The organism is Actinosynnema sp. NPDC059335 (assembly GCF_042752395.1).
In the GTDB taxonomy this organism is placed as follows: domain Bacteria; phylum Actinomycetota; class Actinomycetes; order Mycobacteriales; family Pseudonocardiaceae; genus Actinosynnema.
In genome coordinates, this window is sequence record NZ_JBHYXZ010000146.1 from 1 (window position 1) to 19844 (window position 19844).

A 19844-nucleotide genomic window follows, 5' to 3' on the forward strand; every position below is an offset into this window, starting at 1 on the left:
CGCGGGGGCGGCCGCGCCCCGCGCCGCCCCCCCGGGGCCCCGGGACCGGGGGCTCACCGGCCCCAGAGCCGCCAGGTCTGGTTCAGCTCGCTGCTCTGCCCGACCGGCTTGCACGACCACTGGACGAGCTGCGCGCGGGCGGCGGTGGAGACGCCGTTGACGTCGACGCACTTGCCGCTGTGCCGCGCCACCAGCTGGTGGTCGTGCACGTCGTTGCCGGCGTAGGTGACCCGGCGGAGGGTGAACTGCTGGCTCGTCGCCCCCACCGCGCAGGTCTGCTGGACGATCGCCGCGCCGTCGGCGGTCGAGGCGCCGGCCACGTCGAGGCACTTGCCCGACTGCCGGTTGACCGCGGTGAAGGTGTCGGCGACGCCCGCCACCGGCCGGAAGTCCCACAGCTGCTGGTCGCCGCCCTCGCAGTGGAACTGCTGCTGCCGGTTGCCGTCCGCGCCGCTCAGGCCCGTGTTGTCCAGGCACTGCTGCGAGTGCTGGGCGACGGCCACCGTCTCGAAGCCGGTGTCGCCCGGCGGCAGGAGCGTGATCGTGGACGTCTCGTCGATGTTCGAGTGCGGCACGGTGACGGTGGTCGCGTTGCCGGACAGGGTCACGACCGAGTTCTGGACCGTGATCGGCCCCTGGACCGCACCGCCGTTGTTGTGGGGGATCCGCTGCACGCGCACCCGGACCTGGTTGTTCTGCACGATGCCGCTGGTGGCGTCCAGGCCCCGGATCGCGACCGCGACGTTGCCGGTCGTGCCCCCGCCGCCGACGAGGACCTTCGCCGACCCGGTGGTCTTGGTCGCGAACGCGTCGTAGCTCTGGCTCGGCGTGACGGACACGACCTGGCCGGTCTGGGAGCCGTAGAAGCGGTAGACCCACCACTCGCCCTTGGGCAGGTGCTGCCCGGCGGAGTTGCGGGTGAGCAGGTTGCCCAGGTCGTTGTGCAGGTTGCCGCCACCCGCCCAGTTGGCGCGCAGGCCGTCCGCGCCCGCGCGTTCCAGGCGGGCGATGTACCAGGAGCCGTCGCCGGGGTTCTGCTCGTTCGACGCGCCGTACTCGTTGATCTGGTACGGGCGCGGGTGCGCGATGCCGCGTGAGTCCAGGGTGGTGTTGGCCGTGGCCACGTTCGCCACCGGGTCGCCGGGCAGCGAGTGCCAGCTCACGATGTCGGGCACCACGTTGTTCGCCCGCACGAAGTCGAGGTACTGCGTCCACCAACCGCCCGTGGACGGCACGCACGCGCAGCTCGGGCCGACCACCAGGTGGCCAGGGAACGCCGCGCGGACGCGCTGGTAGGTGCGTCGCCACAGCTCGAAGTACTGGGACTGCGGGCGGTTCCAGAACAGCGTGATGTTGGGCTCGTTCCACAGGTCCCACTGCACGGGCGCGCCGGTCGCCCGCACGTCGTCGATCAGCCGGGTGAGGAAGTTGTCGTAGTCGGTCCAGTTGCCGTTGTCGCCGGGAAACCGGGAGATCGGGTAGCCGTCCGCGCCCCACAGGTCGTGCACGAGCAGCACGAACTCGCCGCCCAGCGCGCGGGTGCGCAGCAGTTGGGCGCGGGTGGCGTTCCACCGGCGGTCGTACCGGCCCGAGACCCAGCCGCCCGGCGAGTCGAGCTGCGCGCCGCCCGCGCGCAGGTACCGGAACTTGACGTCGCGGAAGAAGTGGTCGGCAGGGCCGGAGGCGTCCTCGGTCATGCCGTAGATCCAGCCCGACGCCCGGTAGGTGGGGGCACCGGTGGCGGTGGCGAAGTTGACGGTGATCGCTTCGTCGGCGGCCTGCGCCGGCGCGGCGAGCGCGATGACGGACACGGCGGCGAGCAGTGCGCCGAGGCCGCGTCGTCTCGTTCGGGTGGGGTCCACGCTGACTCCTGGGGAGGGGGTGGGGACCGGCTCGTCCTGGAGGTGGTCGGGCGGCGGATCACCACTCGAACCGGTTCGATCGTGGGGTGACGGTACGCGCCCACCGCCCGCCATGGCAATGGAAACTCCGTCGAACCGATTCGCTACAGCATCGACACAGCCCGAACCACGACGGCTTCGACGGCACGGGGGCGACGAGCACGGCGGCGGCCGGACCGGCAGGGACGGAGCGGCGGGAGGGCGCGCTCGGGTCGGGAACGGCGGTGCGGGACGGCCGGGACGGAGCGGCGGGACGGCGCGCTCGGGTCGGGAACGGCGGTGCGGGACGGCCGGGACGGAGCAGCGGGACGGCGCGCTCGGGTCGGGAACGGCGGTGCGGGACGAAATCAGGGACGGGAGGGCGGCTCGGTGTTCAGCCGCCCGGAGCGGAACGGGTCGACCTCGTGCGGCACGTCGGCGAACCCCGCGCCGGACAACGCCTCCCGCAGCCCCGGCAGCGCCGCGACCCCGTCCACCACGGCCGGGTCCACCTCCAGGCGCACGGTGTCGCCGAGGTCGCGGACGCGCAGGTCCGGCGAGGCGATCCCGGCCGCGGCGAGCAGGGCGCGCACCGCCACCTCCGCCCGGTCCACGCGGGCCAGGCGGTGGGGCGTCACCTCGAGGCCGTACCGGATGCGGCTCGCCAGGCACGGCGTCGCGGGCTTGTCCCAGGTCGGCAGCGCCCACTCGCGGCTGAGCCGCCGGACGTCGTCCTTGCCCAGCCCGGCGTCGCGCAGCGGCGTGTGCACGCCGCGTTCCGCACCGGCCCTGATGCCCGGCCGGAACGGGTCCGCGGCGTCGTCGGCGTTCGTGCCCGTGGCCACGTGCCCGTAGCCGTGCTCGCGGGCCAGCGCGGTGATCGTGCCCAGCACCTCGGACTTGCAGAAGTAGCAGCGGTCCGCGCCGTTGGCCCGGTAGCCGGGGCTGGCCAGCTCCCGGGTGCGCGGCGTCAGGTGGGTGACGCCGAGGTCGTCCGCCAGCCGGGCGGCACGGGCCAGCTCGCCGGTGGCCAGGCTCTCGGACACGGCCGTCACCGCGAGGACCCGGGCCGGCCCGACCGCGCGCACGGCCGCCGCCAGCACCAGGGCCGAGTCGGCGCCGCCCGAGTACGCCACGGCCACGGGCCCGATGTGCCGCATCCGGCCGACGAGCGGGTGTTCGCCCATGTCATCCTCCGGTAGGAGATGGTCCGGTGGCGGCGCGCAACGCCCGGTCCCGCACGGCCGCCAGGGGTAGGCCGAGCCGCGTCGCCACGTCCACCACGTCGTCGTGCTCGGGCTTGGCGCCGTGCGGCCCGTGCTTGACGCGCACCGGGTGCCCGTCCACGTGCACCGTCTCGAAGGCGCGCGGCAGGGCCGTGCGGGTCACGTCGGCGCGGCGGAGGCCGAGGCTGCCCGTCTCGGCCAGCACCACCTCGCCGAGGCGGTCCGCGTCGGCCGGGCGCGCCAGGACGTGCAGCACGTGCGCGGGCCGGCCCTTCTTCATCACGGCGGGCGTCGTCCACGCGTCGAGCGCGCCGTGCTCCAGGACGCGCGCGATGGTGTGGCCGAGCGTTTCGCCGGTGACGTCGTCCAGGTTGGTCTCCAGCACCACGACGTGTTCCCGCACGCGGGCGGTGAGGGGGTCGCCGAGCGTCACGGCGGTGACGTTGGGCCGGTCCGCCAGGCGACGGGTCCCGGCCCCGTAGCCGGTGGCGCGCACGGTCATGGGCGGCACGGGCTCGTAGCGCGTGCCCAGGGCGCGCAGCAGCGCCGCGCCGGTCGGCGTCACGGTCTCGCCCGGCAGGTCGGTCCCGGCGACCGCCGCGCCGGTCAGCAGGGCGAGCGTCGCGGGCGCGGGGCACGGCAGCACGCCGTGGGCCGCCTTCACCCGACCGCGCCCGAGCGGCAGCGGTCCGCTGACCACCTCGGTGACGCCGAGGGCGTGCACGGCGGCGGCCGTGCCGACGATGTCCACGACGGTGTCGTGGCCGCCGAGTTCGTGCAGGTGCACGGCGCTCGGCTCGACGCCGTGCAGGTGCCCTTCGACCTCGGCGATCGCGGTCACGGCGGCGACGGCGAGGGCGGCGACCGGTGCGGGTTCGGCCCTCGCCACGAGTTCCAGCACCTCGGCGGCGCGACGCTCGGTGGCGGTGTCGTGGACCTCGACGCGGACGCGGGTGGCGCGCAGGCCGTGCTCCACCACGCGGTGCGCGGTGAGGTCCCACCCGGTCAGCCCGGTGGCGGCCACCGCGGCCCGGACCCGGTCCAGCGGCGCGCCGGCGTCGATCAACGCGGCCAGCAGCATGTCGCCCGCGACGCCGGTGAACGGCGTGACCGCGCAGATCACGCGCCACCCCCGCGGGCGCGCACGCTCTGCGCGAGGCGGTGGGCGGCCATCGCCGCGGAGAACCCGGAGTCGATGTTCACGACCGTCACCCCGGCCGCGCAGGAGGCGTGCATCGCCAGCAGGGCCGTGACGCCCTCCAGCGACGCGCCGTACCCGGTGGACACCGGCACCGCGATGACCGGCACCCGGACCAGGCCGCCCACGACGCTGGCCAGCGCGCCCTCCATGCCGGCCACGACGACCACCGCGTCGGCGGCGGCCAGGTGGTCGCGGACCTGGAGGATCCGGTCGAGTCCCGCGACCCCGACGTCGTGCACGGCGGTCACGTCGAGCCCGATCGCGCCGGCCACCGCCACGGCCTCCGCGGCGACCGGGCGGTCCGAGGTCCCCGCGGCGGCCACGGTGACCCGGAAGTCCCCGGCCGGGGCCGGTCGCCACACCAGCAGCCGGGCCTCGGCGTCGAACCCGCCACCGTCCACGGCGGACAGCACGGCGTCGGCGACGTCCGGGGCGACGCGGGTGACGAGCACCGGCCCGGTGTTGTGGTCGAGCAGCCCGGTGACGATCCCGCGGACCTGCGCCGCGGTCTTGCCCGGCCCGTAGACCACCTCGGGCAACCCCTGCCGCTCCTCCCGCCCCAGGTCGAGCCGGGCGAACCCGAGGTCGAGCACGCCGCTCACGACCGCCCTCCCCGCAGGTACGGGATGGTCTGGGGGCCTTCGGGCAGCAGGCAGACCCGCGCGTCCGGGCCCGCGGCGGCCAACGCCCGCGCGACCGTGTCCGAGATGTCCCGCGTCTGCTCCAGGTGGGCGGTGGCGAGATCGGCGTCGCTGAGGTGCGAGGTGCGCATCACGACCCGGCTGCCGGACTGGATCCGCGCCTGGATCTGCACCTGCCACTGGTCGGGCACGGTCTCGGCGCGGGCGCTGATCGCCTCGAACAGGGCTTGCGGCGAGGGGGCCGAGGCCAGCACCTCCCGGTACGAGCCGTGGTCGGGGAAGCCGTCGCGGCACTCGGCGGCGCACACGATGGTCCCGCCCGGCCGGACCACCTGGAACGCGGCGGACATGCCCTTCACCGCCTGGTACAGGTTCTGGTCCAGCGGGTAGCCGGAGTTGGTCGTCACCACGACGTCGAACGGCGCGTCGACCGGGCGCATCGCGGTCCGCTTCGCCAACGCCGTGGCGGCGGCGTGCATGGGCAGCAGGTCGCCGCCGAACGCGGCGACGATGTCCTGGTCCCGGTTGAGCACCACGTCGAGCGCGAACGTCACCCCGGTGGCCTCGGCGATCGCGCGCACGTCGTCGTGGACGGGGTTGCCGTGCGTGACGCCCCAGGTGGCGCGCGGGTCGCCGATGCGGGCCGCGTCGTGCAGCACGAGCACCGTCTCCAGGGCGGCGAGGCCGGGCGCGACCATCTTCGGGCCGCCGGAGAAGCCCGCGAAGAAGTGCGGCTCCACGAACCCCGTGGTGATGCGCACGTCGGCCTCGACCCACTGCCGGTTCAGCCACACCGGCACGCCCGCGCCGTGCGTCCCGACCCAGGCCAGGCTCCCGCGGTCGCGGGCGTCGTGGTTGACGATCCGCACCGAGTCCACGACCTCGTCGCCGAACATCCGGCGCAGCTCCGCCTCGTCGTTGCCGCGGTGGGTGCCGGTGGCGACCAGCACGACCACGTCGTCGAGGTCCACGATCCCGTCCAGCTCCGCCAGGACGGCCGGGATCATCAGGTGGCGCGGCTGCGGCCGGGTGCCGTCGCACGCCGAGATCGCCACCGTCTGCCCGCGGCGCACCCGCTCCCGCAACGGCGGTCCGGCCACGGGCGACCGCAGCGCCTCGCGCAGGACCGCCTGCTGGTCGGGGGCCGCCTCGTGGTGCACCGGTTCGACCACGGTCGCCACGCGCCCGTCCACCTCGACGTCCAGCCCGGTCTCGCCGTACGCCAGGCGCACCCTCACGTCGACTCCCGCAGCCGGTAGGCGCGGACCGCCGTCGCGCCGAACACGTCGTCGCGCTCGGCCTCGGTCAGGCCCGCGGTCACCGCCTCGGCCGCGGCCACGACCTCCTCGTAGGACGCGGCGAGCAGGCAGACCGGCCAGTCCGAGCCGAACATCACCCGCGCCGGGCCGAACGCGTCGAGCACCACGTCGGCGTACGGGCGCAGGTCGGCCACCGTCCACGCCGCGTGGTCGGCCTCGGTGACCATGCCGGACAGCTTGCAGAACACGTTCGGCTCGGCGGCGAGCCCGCGGACCAGCGACGCCCACGGCTCCAGGCCGCCGGCCGCGATGTCCGGTTTGGACACGTGGTCGAGCACGAACGTCATGCCGGGCAGCGCGCGCACGGTCTCGATGGCCGCCGGCAGCTGGTGGGGCCGGGTCAGCAGGTCGTAGGCGAGACCGGCCTCCCCCACGTCCCGCAGGCCCCGGCGCACGTCCGGCCGGGTCAGCCACCGCGGGTCCGCCTCGCCCTGCACCAGGTGCCGGACGCCGACCAGCCGCTCTCCCCCGGGGCCCGCCCGCAGCGCGGCGAGCGTGTCGGCCGTGCGGCCGTCGGTCAGGTCCACCCAGCCCACGACACCCGCCACCGGGCCGTCGGGGTCCCGGCCGGCGAGCGCGAGGAAGTCGGCGGTCTCCTCGACGTCCGGCAGGACCTGGACGAGCACCGTGCGGTCGATCTCGGCCGCCGCGACCGCCGGCGCGAAGTCGTCCAGGGTGAAGTCGCGCCGGATCGGGGTCAGGCCCGGGTCGTCCAGCCAGTCGTGGGCGCGCGGCGCGGGTCCCGGTCCGGCGGCGTCGCCGGGGAGCACCCGCCACAGGTGGTGGTGCGCGTCGATCCGGATCACGGTGCTTCCTCCCGGGTTGGCTCGTCGAGGTCGGCCCACAGCGCCTCGGGGATGTGGAGGGCCGCGTGCCCGGCGTTGGCGTGGACCTCGTGGGCGCTGCGCGCGCCGACGACGACCCCGCTCACGGCGGGGTGCCGCAGCGGGAACTGGAGGGCCGCGGCGGCGAGCGGGACGCCGTGGTCGGCGCAGCGCGCGGCGAGGTCGAGCGCGCGCCGCCGGACGTGCTCCGGGGCCGGCGCGTAGTCGTAGGTCGCGCCGGGAGCCGGGTCGGCGAGCACGCCGCTGTTGAAGACACCGCCGACCAGCACGCCCACCCCGCGTTCGGCGCACAGCGGGAGCAGGTCGTCGGCCGCGGACCGGTCGAGCAGCGAGTACCGGCCGGCCACGAGCACGCAGTCCAGGTCGGTCTCGCGGACGAACCGGGCGAGCATCCCGACCTGGTTCATGCCCGCGCCGATCGCCCGCACCGCGCCCTCGGCGCGCAGCCGGGCCAGCGCCGGGAACGCGCCGCCGACCGCCTCGTCCCAGTGGTCGTCCGGGTCGTGGACGAGCACGACGTCGAACGCGTCCAGGCCGGTGCGCTCCAGGCTCTCGGCGAGCGAGCGGTAGACCCCGTCGGCGGAGTAGTCGCGCACCCGCCGCAGGTCCGGTTCGCCGCGGAAGCCCTCGTCGCCGTCCGGCTCCCCCGGCACGAGCAGCCGCCCGACCTTGGTCGACACGACGAACTCCGCACGCGGGCGACCGGCGAGGAACGCGCCGAGCCGCCGTTCGGCCAGGCCCGCGCCGTAGTGCGGGGCGGTGTCGAAGTAGCGGATGCCGACGTCCCACGCGGCCTGCAGCGCGGCGGCGGCCTGGTCCGGGTCCACCGCCGAGAACAGGCCGGCCAGCGGGGCGGTGCCCAGGCCGAGCCCGCCGACCGCCACCCCGGAACGGCCGAGGGCGGCCCGCCGGTCGAGCGGCGCGGGGACCATCACGCCTGCCCGAGAACGTGGCGCTGGCGGCCGAGGCCGTCGATCTCGGCCTCGACCACGTCGCCGGCGCGCAGGTAGGGGAAGTCGTTCGCGCCGAAGGCGACCCCGGCCGGGGTGCCGGTGTTGATCACGTCGCCGGGTTCGAGCACCATGAAGTGGCTGAGGTACCGGACGACCTCGCGCACGCCGAAGATCATGTCCGCGGTGCTGCCCTGCTGGCGCGGCTCGCCGTTGACGCTCAGCCGCATCCCCAGCGCCTGCGGGTCGGCGACCTCGTCGGCGGTGACCAGCCAGGGGCCGAGCGGGTTGAACGTCTCGCACGACTTGCCCTTGTCCCACTGGCCGCCGCGCTCGTGCTGGAAGGCGCGTTCGGTGACGTCGTCGGCGATGGCGTAGCCCGCGATGACGTCGTCCGCCCGCGCCGCGGAGTCCAGGTAGCGCGCGGTCGCGCCGATGACCACCGCCAGTTCGATCTCGTAGTCGGTCTTCACGCTCGTGCGCGGGATGAGCACGGTGTCGTTCGGGCCCACGACGGTGTTGGTGGCCTTGAGGAACACGACCGGTTCGGCGGGCGGTGGGGTCGCGGTCTCGGCGGCGTGGTCGGCGTAGTTGAGCCCGATGCAGACGACCTTGCCGGGCCGGGCGACCGGGGAGCCGATCCGCTGCCTGGCGAGGTCGAGCCGGGGCAGCGAGCCGTCGGCGAGGGCCGCGCGGACCCGCGCCACGCCCCCGGTCGACAGGAACGCGCCGTCGATGTCGGCGGTCAGCCCGCTCAGGTCGTAGGCGGTGTCGTCGGCGTCCAGCACGGCGGGCCGCTCGGCGCCCGGCTCGCCCACGCGCAGCAGTCTCATCGGGTCGGGGTTCCTCTCGGTGTCGGCGGCCGGTCTAGCCGTCCCGCTCCAGGTGCTCCCGCAACCACCGCTCGGTGGTGCTGATGTGGGTGAGCGCCGCCGCCTGGGCCAGCGGCGCGTCGCCGTCGGCCAGGGCGCGGTAGATCGCCTCGTGCTCGTCGAGGGTGCGGTCGGCCACGCCGTCGTCGACCAGCCCGCGCCAGACGCGGGCGTGCGCGGTGCGACCGGAGATGCCCTCCAGCAACGTCGTCAGCGTGGCGTTCCCGGTGGCCGCCACCACCGCCCGGTGGAACGCGGCGTCGTGCCGGTTGAACAGCTCCACGTCGTCGCGGCTGGTCCGCATGGCGTCGAGGTGGCGCCGCACCTCCTCCAGGTCCGCGGGCGCGGCGCGGGTCGCGGCGAGCCCCGTGGCCACCGGCTCGAACAGCCGGCGGACCTCCGTCAGCTCCAGCAGCGTGTCGCCGCGCAGCAGCTCCACGGCCGACGCGACGCCGCTGAGCAGCAGCTCCGGCTCCAGGCTCGTCACGTAGGTGCCGTCACCGCGGCGGATCTCCAGCACCCGGGCGACGACCAGCGCCTTGACCGCCTCGCGCATCAGGTTCCGGGACAACCCCAGCTCGGCCGCGAGCTGCTGCTCGGGCGGGAGCTTCGACCCCGGTGGCAGCTCGCCCGACTGGATCAGGTCCCGGATGCGGCCGATGGCCTTGTCGGTCAGCGACACCGGTGGCTCCCGTGGTCCTGTGGTGCGGGCCACGGCAGGCTACAAGACATCCCATCTCCGGCCAAGGGTCCGTCGGGCAGGTTGGCGACTTCCGGACACGCCTTCGCCGGCCACCAGCGGTTTTCGTGGTGAGCCGGGATTCGTCCGTGGACACGGGAGGGGCCGCGCCCTATAAATCCATCCCATCTCTTGCCCGGCTGATCCGCACCGGAACAGCCGTCGACACGAGGAGGGGTGACCGCCATGACGCCCAGACGGGCCGTCCCGGGCCGGGGGCGCGGGGCCCGATGACCGAGCTGATCACTGCGGTGGAGGCGGTGGACGTGCGCTTCCCGACGTCGCGCCACCTCGACGGTTCCGACGCGATGAACCCGGAGCCGGACTACTCCGCCGCCTACGTCACGATCCGCACGAGCGACGGCGCGGCGGGCCACGGCCTGGCGTTCACCGTGGGGCGCGGCAACGATGTGGAGGTCGCCGCCGTGCGGGCGCTCGCGCCGCTGGTCACCGGGCTGCCGGTGGACGAGGTGCTGGGCGACCTCGGCGCGTTCTCCCGGCGGTTGACCGGGGACAGCCAACTGCGCTGGCTCGGCCCCGAGAAGGGCGTCATCCACATGGCCGCCGCCGGGATCGTCAACGCCGTGTGGGACCTGTACGGCAGGCGCGAGGGCAAGCCGGTGTGGCGGCTGCTGTCCGAGCTGTCCCCGGAGCGGCTGGTCGACCTGGTCGACTTCCGCTACCTGCGCGACGCCCTGACCCGCGACGAGGCGCTGGACATCCTGCGCCGCGCCGAGCCCGGCCGGGCCGAGCGCACGGCCCGGCTGCTGCGCGAGGGCTACCCCGCCTACACCACGACGCCGGGCTGGCTCGGCTACGACGACGAGAAGCTGGTGCGGCTGTCCACCGAGGCGGTCGCCGACGGGTTCACCCAGATCAAGCTCAAGGTGGGCGCGGACCGCGCGGCCGACGTGCGCCGCCTGCGCCTGGCCCGCGAGGCCGTCGGACCGGACGTCCGCATCGCGGTGGACGCCAACCAGGCGTGGGGCGTGCCGCAGGCGATCGAGTGGATGTCCGCGCTGCTGCCCTACGACCCGTACTGGATCGAGGAGCCCACGTCGCCGGACGACATCCTCGGCCACGCCGCGATCCGCCGCGCCCTGGGCACGGTGAAGGTGGCGACCGGCGAGCACACCCACAACCAGGTGATGTTCAAGCAGTTGCTCCAGGCCGAGGCCATCGACGTCCTGCAACTGGACGCCAGCCGCACCGCGGGCGTCACGGAGAACGTGGCGATCCTGCTGCTCGCGGCCAAGTTCGGCGTGCCGGTGTGCCCGCACGCGGGCGGCGTCGGGCTGTGCGAGATGGTGCAGCACCTGGCGATGTTCGACTACGTGGCGGTCAGCGGCACCACCGAGGACCGCGTCATCGAGTACGTCGACCACCTGCACGAGCACTTCACCGACCCGGTGCGGGTCCGCGGCGGCCGCTACCTCGCGCCGACCGCGCCGGGGCTGAGCGCCGAACTGCGCCCGGAGTCGATGCGCGACCACCGCTACCCCGACGGCCCGGTGTGGCAGGGGGAGGCCACCGCATGACCACCGCGGCACCCCACCCGACCACCGCCCGACACGCGACCACGACGTCCCCGCACGAGGGGACCACCGCGGCATCCGACGGGTCGACCGAACCGAACCGGACACCCGACCACCGCCACCCCGCCCGGCACGGAAAGGCCACCGCATGAGCACCGCCGAGTTCGCAGGGCTGACCGCCGTGGTGACCGGCGGCGCGTCCGGCATCGGCCTGGCGACCGCACGGCTGCTCGCCGCGCGCGGCGCGCGGGTCGCCTGCCTCGACCTCGCCCCCGAGGGCGTGCCGGAGCCCCTGGTCGGCCTCCGCGCCGACGTGACCGACGACGACTCCGTGCGGGCCGCCGTCGAGGAGGTCGTGCGCCGGTTCGGCGGGATCGACGTCCTGGTCAACAACGCGGGCATCGGCGCGCAGGGCACGGTCGAGGACAACCCGGACGACGAGTGGCTGCGGGTGTTCGACGTCAACGTGTTCGGCATGGTGCGCACCACCCGCGCCGCCCTGCCGCACCTGCGCCGGTCGAGGAGCGCGGCGATCGTCAACACCTGCTCCATCGCGGCGACCGCCGGCCTGCCCGACCGGGCGCTGTACTCGTCCACCAAGGGCGCGGTGCTGTCGTTCACCCTGGCCACCGCGGCCGACCTCGTGCGCGAGGGCATCCGGGTCAACTGCGTGAACCCCGGCACCGCCGACACGCCGTGGATCGGCCGCCTGCTGGCCCGCGCGGCCGACCCGGAGGCCGAACGCGCGGCGCTCGACGCCCGGCAGCCGATGGGCCGGCTCGTGACCGCGGACGAGGTCGCCGCCGCGATCGCCCACCTGGCGAGCCCGCTCGCCGGCGCCACCACGGGCACCGCGCTCGCCGTCGACGGCGGCATGAGCGGTCTGCGCCTGCGCCCCCGAACCTGACCCGCCACCGGTCGAAGACCGCTAGGAGGACCGCCGTGAAGACCAGCACCCTCGCCGGCGCCTGCCTCGTCGCCCTCACCGCCCTGCTCGGCGCGTGCGGCGGCCCCGGGCAGGGCGCGGGCGGCGCACCGGTGATCGGGGTCGACTACCCCCGTTCGGACACCGACTTCTGGAACTCGTTCATCGAGTACACGCCCGGCGCGGCGGCCGACGCCGGGCTGGAGCTGAAGACCACCAACTCGCAGAACGACGTGGCCAAGCTGACCGCGAACGCCCAGGCGTTCATCAGCCAGGGCGTCAAGGGCGTCGCGTTGGCGCCCCAGGACACCGCCGCCATCGCGCCGACCCTCGCGCAACTGGAGGCGAAGAAGATCCCCGTCGTCACCGTGGACACCCGTCCGGACACCGGCAACGTGTTCATGGTGGTGCGGGCGGACAACCGGGCCTACGGCGAGAAGGCGTGCCGGTTCCTCGGCGCCAAGCTCGGCGGCCAGGGCAAGGTCGTGATGCTCCAGGGCGACCTGGCCTCGATCAACGGCCGCGACCGCACCGAGGCGTTCAACGAGTGCATGAAGGCGAACTACCCCGGCATCACGGTCTTCGGCGAGGCCACCAACTGGGACGGCGCGGTCGCCGCGCAGAAGCTCCAGACCGACCTCACCGCCCACCCGGACATCAGGGGCGTCTACATGCAGTCGAGCTTCGCGCTCGCGGGCACGTTGCAGGTGTTCAAGCAGAAGGACCTGCTCGTGCCGCCGGACGACCCCCGGCACGTGTTCGTCGTGTCCAACGACGGCATCCCCGAGGAGCTGAAGAACATCGCCGAGGGCCGGATCGACGCCACCGTCTCGCAGCCGGCCGACCTGTACGCGAAGTACGCCGTCGAGTACCTCAAGGCCGCGATCGACGGCAGGACGTTCGGCCCCGGCCCGACCGACCACGACAGCACGATCATCCAGGTGCGCGAGGGCGTGCTGGAGGACCAGCTCTCCGCGCCGCTGGTGACGGCCGACGGCGGCACCTACGACGGCGTGCCGAGCGTCAGGCACGACGACCGGTCGCTGTGGGGCGCGAAGACCGGCTGACCCGGAAGGCGGCACGCGAGATGACCACCACCGCACCCGTCGCCGAGGCGGCGGGCATCACCAAGCGGTTCGGCTCCACGGTCGCGCTCGACTCGGCCGGCATCAGGGTCGAGGCCGGGCAGACCCACGCCCTGGTCGGGCGCAACGGGGCGGGCAAGTCGACCCTGGTGTCCATCCTCACCGGGCTCCAGGCGCCGGACGCGGGCACGGTCGCGTTCGGCGGCGAGCCCGCGCCCCGGCTCGCCGACCGCGACGCGTGGCGCCGGCGGGTGGCGTGCGTCTACCAGAAGTCCACGATCATCCCCGACCTGACCGTGGCGGAGAACCTGTTCCTCAACCGCTACGACCGCGGCCCGACCGGGCTCATCAGGTGGAAGGCGCTGCACGCCAAGGCGCGCGACCTGCTGGAGACGTGGTCGGTGGACGTGGACGTGCGCACGCCCGCCCGCGAGCTGGACGTCGAGCGGCGGCAGTTCGTGGAGATCGCCCGGGCGTTGTCGTTCGGCGCGCGGTTCATCGTGCTCGACGAGCCGACCGCGCAGCTCGACGGCGCGGCCATCGCCCGGTTGTTCACCCGGATCGGCGAACTCCAGCGGCAGGGCGTGACGTTCCTGTTCATCAGCCACCACCTCCAGGAGGTCTACGAGATCTGCGACACCGTCACGGTGTTCCGCGACGCCCGGCACGTCCTGACCGCCCCGGTGGCGGACCTGCCGCGGGCCGACCTGGTGGCCGCGATGACCGGTGAGGCGGCCGTCGCGGCGCGCGGCGCCCGCCGCGCCCCCGTGACGCCGAGCGGGGCGGACGCGCTGGAGGTGGACGGGATCTCGCTGGCCGGCCGCTACCGCGACGTGTCGTTCCGGGTCCGGCCGGGCGAGGTGGTCGGCCTGGCGGGCGCGGCGGGCAGCGGCCGGATCGAGATCGCCGAGACCGTGGTGGGGCTGCGCCGCGCCGACACCGGCACCGTGTCGATCGCGGGCGTGCGGCCGCGACCGGGCAGCGTGCCGGCCGCGCTCCGGGCGGGCGCGGGGTTCGTGCCGCAGGACCGCCACCACCAGGGGCTCGTGCCGCAGATGTCGGTCGCGGACAACGCGACCCTGACCATCCCGGAACGGCTCGGCCGGGCCGGTTTCCTGGACGGTCGCCGCCGCGACGCCATCGCCCGCACGATGATCGACCGGCTGGCGATCAAGACGCCGGGGCCGGAGCTGCCGGTGTCCGGGCTGTCCGGCGGCAACCAGCAGAAGGTCGTCCTGGCGCACGCCCTGGCGGGCGACCCGAAGGTGCTGGTGCTGATCAACCCGACCGCCGGCGTGGACGTGCGGTCCAAGGAGTTCCTGCTGGACAAGGTCGAGGAGGTCGCCGAGGGCGGCGCCGGCGTGGTGGTGGCCTCGGACGAGCTGGACGACCTGCGCATGTGCGACCGCGTCCTGGTGGTGTTCCGCGGCCGGGTCGTCGCCGAGGTGGCCGCCGGCTGGCACGACCACGACCTGGTCGCCGCGATGGAGGGGATGGACCTCGATGCCTGAGACGACGACGGCGGCCGCGCCGGACACCGCCCGCCGGAGCGCCGGGGGCGGGCGCGTCGCCTTCGCCCGGCTGCGCGACTTCGCGCTGATCCCGGCCATCATCGTGATCCTGGTGGTCGGCCACCTGGTCAGCCCGGTGTTCCTCCAGGTGGACAACCTGGTCAACGTGCTCCAGACGATGTCCGAGATCGCGCTGCTGGTGCTCGCCCAGACCCTCGTGCTGATCGTCAAGAAGATGGACCTGTCCCTGGAGTCCACGGTCGGCATCGCGCCCGGCGTCGCGGCGTGGCTGACCGTGCCGGTCGGCGCGGGCCACGGGCTCGGCCTGCTGCCCGGCGGCTGGTCGGTGCCCGTGACGCTGGCCGTCGGCGTGCTGATCGGCGTGGTCAACGCCCTGTTCATCATCCGCTTCGGGCTCAACGGGTTCATCGTGACGCTCGGCATGCTCATCGTGCTGCGCGGCATCCTGACCGGCATCTCCGGCGGCCAGACGTTCTTCCAGCTCCCGGAGTCGATGCTCTACCTCGGCACGGCGCAGTGGCTGGGCGTCCCCGCCTCGGTGTGGGTGTGCCTGGCGCTGTTCGCCGCCGGGATGGTGGTGCTCGGCTCCACCACGTTCGGCCGGTCCCTGTACGCGATCGGCGGCAACGTGGACGCGGCCAAGGCGGCGGGCATCCGCACCGACCGGGTGCTGTGGATCGTCCTCGTCGGCGCGAGCGCGCTCGCCGCGCTCAGCGGGCTGCTGCTGTCGGGGCGGCTGGCGTCCGTCGCGTCCGCGCAGGGCACCGGCTACATCTTCACCGTGTTCGCCGCGGCCGTCATCGGCGGCATCAGCCTCAACGGCGGCAAGGGGTCGATGTTCGGCGCGTTCACCGGCATCCTGCTGCTGTTCCTGATCCAGAACGTGCTCACGCTCGGCGGCGTCCCCGCGCAGTGGATCGGCGCGCTCAACGGCGCGATCATCCTCATCGCCCTCGCGCTGTCCCGGGTGACCGGGGGCAAGGCCCAGGACTAGGTGCGGGTGGCCCGGGGCAGGGCGCAGGACCAGGTGCGGGTGGCCCGGGGCAGGGCGCAGGACCAGGTGCGGGTGGCCCGGGGGCGAGGTCCGCGCACCGTCCCGGGCTGCCGAAGGCAAGGCGCAGTCCCGCCCCCAGGGGGTCGGACCATGATCGCCGCCACATCCGGTGGACCTCGAGTCAGCTGGAGTTCCTAGCGTCGTCGGCGACGAGAGGAGAACCACCGTGACCATCCTGGTAACCGGCGCCACCGGGAACACCGGCCGCCACGTGGTGAGCGAACTGGTGCGGCGCGGGCAGCGGGTCCGCGCGCTGACCCGCGACCCCGGGGCGGCCCGGCGGAAGCTGCCCGCCGGCGTGGAACTGGCGTCGGGCACGCACACCGAGCCCGACGCGCTGGCCGACGCCCTGACCGGCGTCACCGCGCTGCACATCACCGTGGCCTCGGGCTTGGCCGAGGTCGGCGCGGACCTGGTCCAGCGCGCGGTGGACGCGGGCGTGCGGCGGATGACGGTGCTGTGGGGCGGGTACGTCGGTCCGACCGAGCAGGCCGTGGCGGACTCCGGGGTCGAGTGGACGCGCCTGGAGGCGCAGGAGTTCATGTCCAACACCCTGACCTGGGCCGACTCGATCCGGGCCGACGGCGTCGTGCGCGAGCCCCACGACCTGCCCAGCGCGCTCGTGCACGAGGCCGACATCGCCGCCGTCGCCGTGACCGCGCTCCTGGACGACGGCCACGCGGGCCGCGCCTACAACCTGACCGGCCCGCAGGCCCTGACCACGCGCGACCGGATCGCGGTGCTCGCCGCGGCCCTGGGGCGCGACATCGCGTTCGAGCGGATCACGCACGAGCAGGCCGTCGACCGGCTGACGGCCACCGGTGTCCCCCGCCCGGACGCCGAGTACGTCATCGGCTGGCACGCCTCCCCGCCCGCGGAGGCCGTCACGGTGGACGACACGGTCGAGCGGGTGCTCGGCCGCCCCGCCCGCACCTTCGCGCAGTGGGTCGCCGAGCACGTCGACCGCTTCCGGGGCTGACGCCGTGCGCCACACCGGCCGGTCGGCCCCGCCCCTGCCCGCAGCACACCGAACGAAGGAGTCCCGATCGTGGACAGTCCACTCGACCGCAGGCGGTTCCTCGCCGCGAGCGCCCTGACCGCCGGCGGCGCCGCGTGGCCCGGCCTGCTGCCCGCGCGGGCCGACGCCGCCGCGCCGCCGCTGCCCCTGCCGACGCGCGGCATCCACGACACCGCGCCCGCCGCGTCCTGGACGGACGGCTTCCTCACCGGCAACGGCGAGTACGGCGCGGTGGTCTACGGCGCGCCGACCGCCGAGACGGTGGTGCTCAACCACCACCGGTTCGTCCTGCCCAACGGGACGCGGTCCGTCACCCCTCCGGTGCTGTCGGGCCGGCTGGAGGCCGCCCGCACCAAGGCGCTGGCCGGCGACTACGCGGGCGCGAACCGGGACTTCGCCGCCGGGTGGTCGCTGCGCTGGACGCAGCCGTACCACCCGGCGTACGAGCTGCGGATCTCCACGCCCGGCATGACCACCGCGAACGACTACACCCGGACCACCGACTTCCGCACCGGGGAGGTCGCGTCCGGCTGGACGGACGGCAGCGGCACGTGGACGCGCCGCGCGTTCGTGTCGCGCCCGGACCGGGTCATCGTCCACGAACTGCGGCCGGCGACCGGCCGGACCGTCGACGCCACCCTGTCGGTCAACACCGCGCTGCCCGGCGTGCCCGCCACCGTGGGGTACGCGACGCGGGCGACCCTCGTCGGCGGCTCGGGCTACCTGAACCTGCGCGGCGCCTACCCGTCCGGGCAGGGCGCGTTCGGCTACGAGGGCGTCACCCGGGTCGTCGCCACCGGCGGCTCGGTCGCGGTGTCCGGCGCGACGGTCGTCGTGACCGGGGCGACCCGCCTGCTGCTGCTCACCAAGCTGGACCGGTACGAGTCGCCGGGCGGGTGGGACGCCGAGCCGCTGCACGCGGCGCTGGCGTCGATCGGGCCCGACTACGACGCGCTGCGGTCGCGCCACGTCGCGGTCCACTCGACGTGGTACGACCGCTCCCGGCTGGACCTGGGGGTGTCCGAGGCCGACCGGGCGTTGCCGACCAGCGCGTTGATCGCGCGGCAGAACGCCCGCCGCGACGTCCTGGACACCGCGTTGCTGGAACGGCTCTACGACTCGGGCCGCTACCTGTTCCTCAGTTCGAGCGGTGTCCTGCCGCCCCGGCTGACGGGCATCTGGGCGGGTTCGTGGAACGCCGCGTGGGCCGACGACTTCACCACCGACGCCAACGTCAACCTCCAGGTGGCGGGCGGCAACGTGCTGGACCTGCCGGAGGCCATGGAAGGCTACTTCACGCTCGTGCTGGGCCAGCTCGCCCACTGGCGCGCCAACGCGCGCAACCTCTACGGCGCCCGCGGCTTCCTCGCGCCGTCGCGCACCGACGGCGAGTACGGCCACATGCTGCACTTCAACGGCGCCGACTTCCCCGGCCACACGTGGACCGGCGGCGCGGACTGGCTGCTGCAGCCGCTGCTGGAGCACTACGAGGTGACCGGCGACCAGGCGTTCCTGCGCGACCGGCTCGGGCCCGCCCTCCTGGAGCTGGCGCTGTTCTACGAGGACTTCCTCACCCGCACCGACCCGAGCGGCAGGGTCGTGTTCGTGCCGTCGTTCTCGATGGAGAACACGCCCGGCAACACCGGCGTCGCCTTCTCGGTCAACGCCACCGGCGACGTCGCCGCGGGCCGGCACGCGCTGCGCGCCGCCGTGGCCGCCGCGACCGCGCTCGGCGTCGAGCAGGGGCCCGGCCAGGGCGTGCAGCGCTGGACTGCGCTGCTGGCCAAGCTGCCCGACTACCGGGTCAACGCCGACGGCGCGCTCGCCGAGTGGTCGTGGCCGTCGCTGTCCGACCGCTACAACCACCGCCACGTGCACCACCTTTACGGCGCGTGGCCGCTGCACGAGATCAACCCCGAGGAGCGGCCCGACCTGGTCCGCCCCGCGCTGCGCGCGTTGGAGCTGCGCGGCGACGAGAACACCTCCGCGCACGGCAGCCTGCACCGCGCCCTGGCCGCGGCCCGGCTGAAGGACGGCGAGAAGGTGTACGCCAACCTGCGCAAGATCCTCGGCAACAACATGGTCTTCCGGTCGCTGATGACCTCGCACAACCCGAACCTGGACATCTACAACGCCGACGCCGCCCACGCGATCCCGGCCGTGCTGGCCGAGGCGCTGGTGTACTCGCGGCCGGGCGTGCTGGAACTCCTCCCGGCCCTGCCCGCCCGGCTGCCGACGGGCACGATCACCGGCGTGCGGGCCCGCGGTCGGATCCACGTCCACAGCCTGTCGTGGGACCTGAACGCGCGGACGGTCACGCTCTCGGCCACGTCCGCCGTGCCGCAGGACGTCACCCTCATCAGCCGGCGCGGGATCACCTCGGTCACCGGCGCCGCGCGGCTGACCGCGTCACCGCTGGGCTCGCACGCGCGGGTCCTGTCGATGGCGGCCGGGCAGCGCGTGGACCTCACCGTGGGGCTGCCGGCCACCACCTACTACCGCGTGGTCAACCGGCGCAGCGGGAAGGTGCTCGACGCCTACGGCGGCGGCACGGCCGACGGGGTCAAGGTGATCCAGTGGACGTGGTCGGGCAGCGCGAACCAGCAGTGGCAGCTGCTGCCGAACGACGACGGCTCGTTCCGGTTGGTCAACCGCAACAGCGGGCGGCTGCTCAACAGCCCGGGAGGCTCGGCGCAGGGGGCGCAGCTCGACCAGTGGGCGGACACGGCGAGCGACAACCAGTGGTGGCGGCTGGTCGACGCGGGCAGCGGCCACCACCGGCTCGGCAACGTCCGCAATGGACTGTGCGCCGACGTCGAGGGAGGCTCGACGGGCGACGGCGCGCGCGTCGTCCAGTGGACGGACAACGGGGGCGCCAACCAGCACTGGCAACTGGTCCCGCTGTGACTCCCGGTCCGGGGGGGGGCGCCCCCGGCGCCGGCCCCGGCCTGAGCGCGCGGTGTTGTTGGCGGGGGCGTGCAACGAAAAGATCAAACATCACCCCCCCCCCGGCGCGCGGCGC

General features: G+C 74.6%; 16 protein-coding genes. 7 read left to right on the plus strand and 9 right to left on the minus strand.

Translation table 11 applies throughout. The features are described 5' to 3' along the window. Positions 1 to 53: 53 nt before the first annotated feature. The 9 genes from ACFXGA_RS32245 to ACFXGA_RS32285 all read right to left on the minus strand — a co-directional run bounded on the left by ACFXGA_RS32245 (position 54) and on the right by ACFXGA_RS32285 (position 9616). Positions 54 to 1862 carry an RICIN domain-containing protein gene (locus ACFXGA_RS32245; protein WP_378094498.1) on the minus strand — a complete coding sequence of 603 codons (1809 nt, stop codon included), beginning with the start codon at positions 1860 to 1862 and terminating at the stop codon, positions 54 to 56. 386 nt (positions 1863 to 2248) lie between these two features. Further along, positions 2249 to 3067, minus strand: a complete 819-nt coding sequence (gene larE, locus ACFXGA_RS32250; protein WP_378094500.1) for an ATP-dependent sacrificial sulfur transferase LarE — start codon at positions 3065 to 3067, stop codon at positions 2249 to 2251. 1 nt (position 3068) lies between these two features. Beyond that, on the minus strand, positions 3069 to 4229 hold the full coding sequence (gene larC, locus ACFXGA_RS32255) for a nickel pincer cofactor biosynthesis protein LarC (protein WP_378094502.1): 1161 nt from the start codon (positions 4227 to 4229) through the stop codon (positions 3069 to 3071). Next, entirely contained in the window at positions 4226 to 4909 is a 684-nt protein-coding gene (gene larB, locus ACFXGA_RS32260) for a nickel pincer cofactor biosynthesis protein LarB (RefSeq protein WP_378094504.1), read from the minus strand. Before larB ends, larC begins: the two co-directional genes overlap by 4 nt. After that, positions 4906 to 6186: a nickel-dependent lactate racemase gene (larA, locus tag ACFXGA_RS32265; RefSeq protein ID WP_378094506.1), complete on the minus strand. Its 1281-nt coding sequence runs from the start codon at positions 6184 to 6186 to the stop codon at positions 4906 to 4908. Before larA ends, larB begins: the two co-directional genes overlap by 4 nt. Then, on the minus strand, positions 6183 to 7070 hold the full coding sequence (locus tag ACFXGA_RS32270; protein ID WP_378094530.1) for an amidohydrolase family protein: 888 nt from the start codon (positions 7068 to 7070) through the stop codon (positions 6183 to 6185). Before ACFXGA_RS32270 ends, larA begins: the two co-directional genes overlap by 4 nt. Continuing rightward, positions 7070 to 8044: an aldo/keto reductase gene (locus ACFXGA_RS32275; RefSeq protein ID WP_378094508.1), complete on the minus strand. Its 975-nt coding sequence runs from the start codon at positions 8042 to 8044 to the stop codon at positions 7070 to 7072. The genes ACFXGA_RS32270 and ACFXGA_RS32275 overlap by 1 nt, the downstream gene beginning before the upstream one ends. Continuing rightward, the gene (locus ACFXGA_RS32280) at positions 8044 to 8895 is read right to left on the minus strand and encodes a fumarylacetoacetate hydrolase family protein (RefSeq protein ID WP_378094510.1); all 852 of its coding nucleotides are present in this window, start codon (positions 8893 to 8895) and stop codon (positions 8044 to 8046) included. The genes ACFXGA_RS32275 and ACFXGA_RS32280 overlap by 1 nt, the downstream gene beginning before the upstream one ends. Before the next feature lie 34 nt (positions 8896 to 8929). Next, entirely contained in the window at positions 8930 to 9616 is a 687-nt protein-coding gene (locus tag ACFXGA_RS32285) for a FadR/GntR family transcriptional regulator (protein ID WP_378094512.1), read from the minus strand. Positions 9617 to 9903: 287 nt separating this feature from the next. On the opposite strand from ACFXGA_RS32285, the gene ACFXGA_RS32290 reads away from it, so the two are divergent. From ACFXGA_RS32290 to ACFXGA_RS32320, 7 genes are all read left to right on the plus strand, one after another. Beyond that, a complete protein-coding gene (locus ACFXGA_RS32290) occupies positions 9904 to 11211 on the plus strand; it encodes an enolase C-terminal domain-like protein (protein ID WP_378094514.1) in 1308 nt (435 codons plus the stop codon). Between the two features lie 145 nt (positions 11212 to 11356). Further along, on the plus strand, positions 11357 to 12115 hold the full coding sequence (locus tag ACFXGA_RS32295) for an SDR family NAD(P)-dependent oxidoreductase (protein WP_378094516.1): 759 nt from the start codon (positions 11357 to 11359) through the stop codon (positions 12113 to 12115). Between the two features lie 35 nt (positions 12116 to 12150). After that, the gene (locus ACFXGA_RS32300) at positions 12151 to 13200 is read left to right on the plus strand and encodes a sugar ABC transporter substrate-binding protein (RefSeq protein ID WP_378094518.1); all 1050 of its coding nucleotides are present in this window, start codon (positions 12151 to 12153) and stop codon (positions 13198 to 13200) included. 20 nt (positions 13201 to 13220) lie between these two features. After that, entirely contained in the window at positions 13221 to 14729 is a 1509-nt protein-coding gene (locus ACFXGA_RS32305; protein WP_378094520.1) for a sugar ABC transporter ATP-binding protein, read from the plus strand. Continuing rightward, positions 14722 to 15744 carry an ABC transporter permease gene (locus tag ACFXGA_RS32310; protein ID WP_378094522.1) on the plus strand — a complete coding sequence of 341 codons (1023 nt, stop codon included), beginning with the start codon at positions 14722 to 14724 and terminating at the stop codon, positions 15742 to 15744. The genes ACFXGA_RS32305 and ACFXGA_RS32310 overlap by 8 nt, the downstream gene beginning before the upstream one ends. 226 nt (positions 15745 to 15970) lie before the next feature. Next, complete coding sequence (locus tag ACFXGA_RS32315) at positions 15971 to 16783, plus strand: NmrA family NAD(P)-binding protein (protein ID WP_378094524.1); 813 nt, start codon at positions 15971 to 15973, stop codon at positions 16781 to 16783. 69 nt (positions 16784 to 16852) lie between these two features. Further along, entirely contained in the window at positions 16853 to 19729 is a 2877-nt protein-coding gene (locus tag ACFXGA_RS32320) for a glycoside hydrolase N-terminal domain-containing protein (RefSeq protein ID WP_378094526.1), read from the plus strand. Positions 19730 to 19844: the final 115 nt, after the last annotated feature.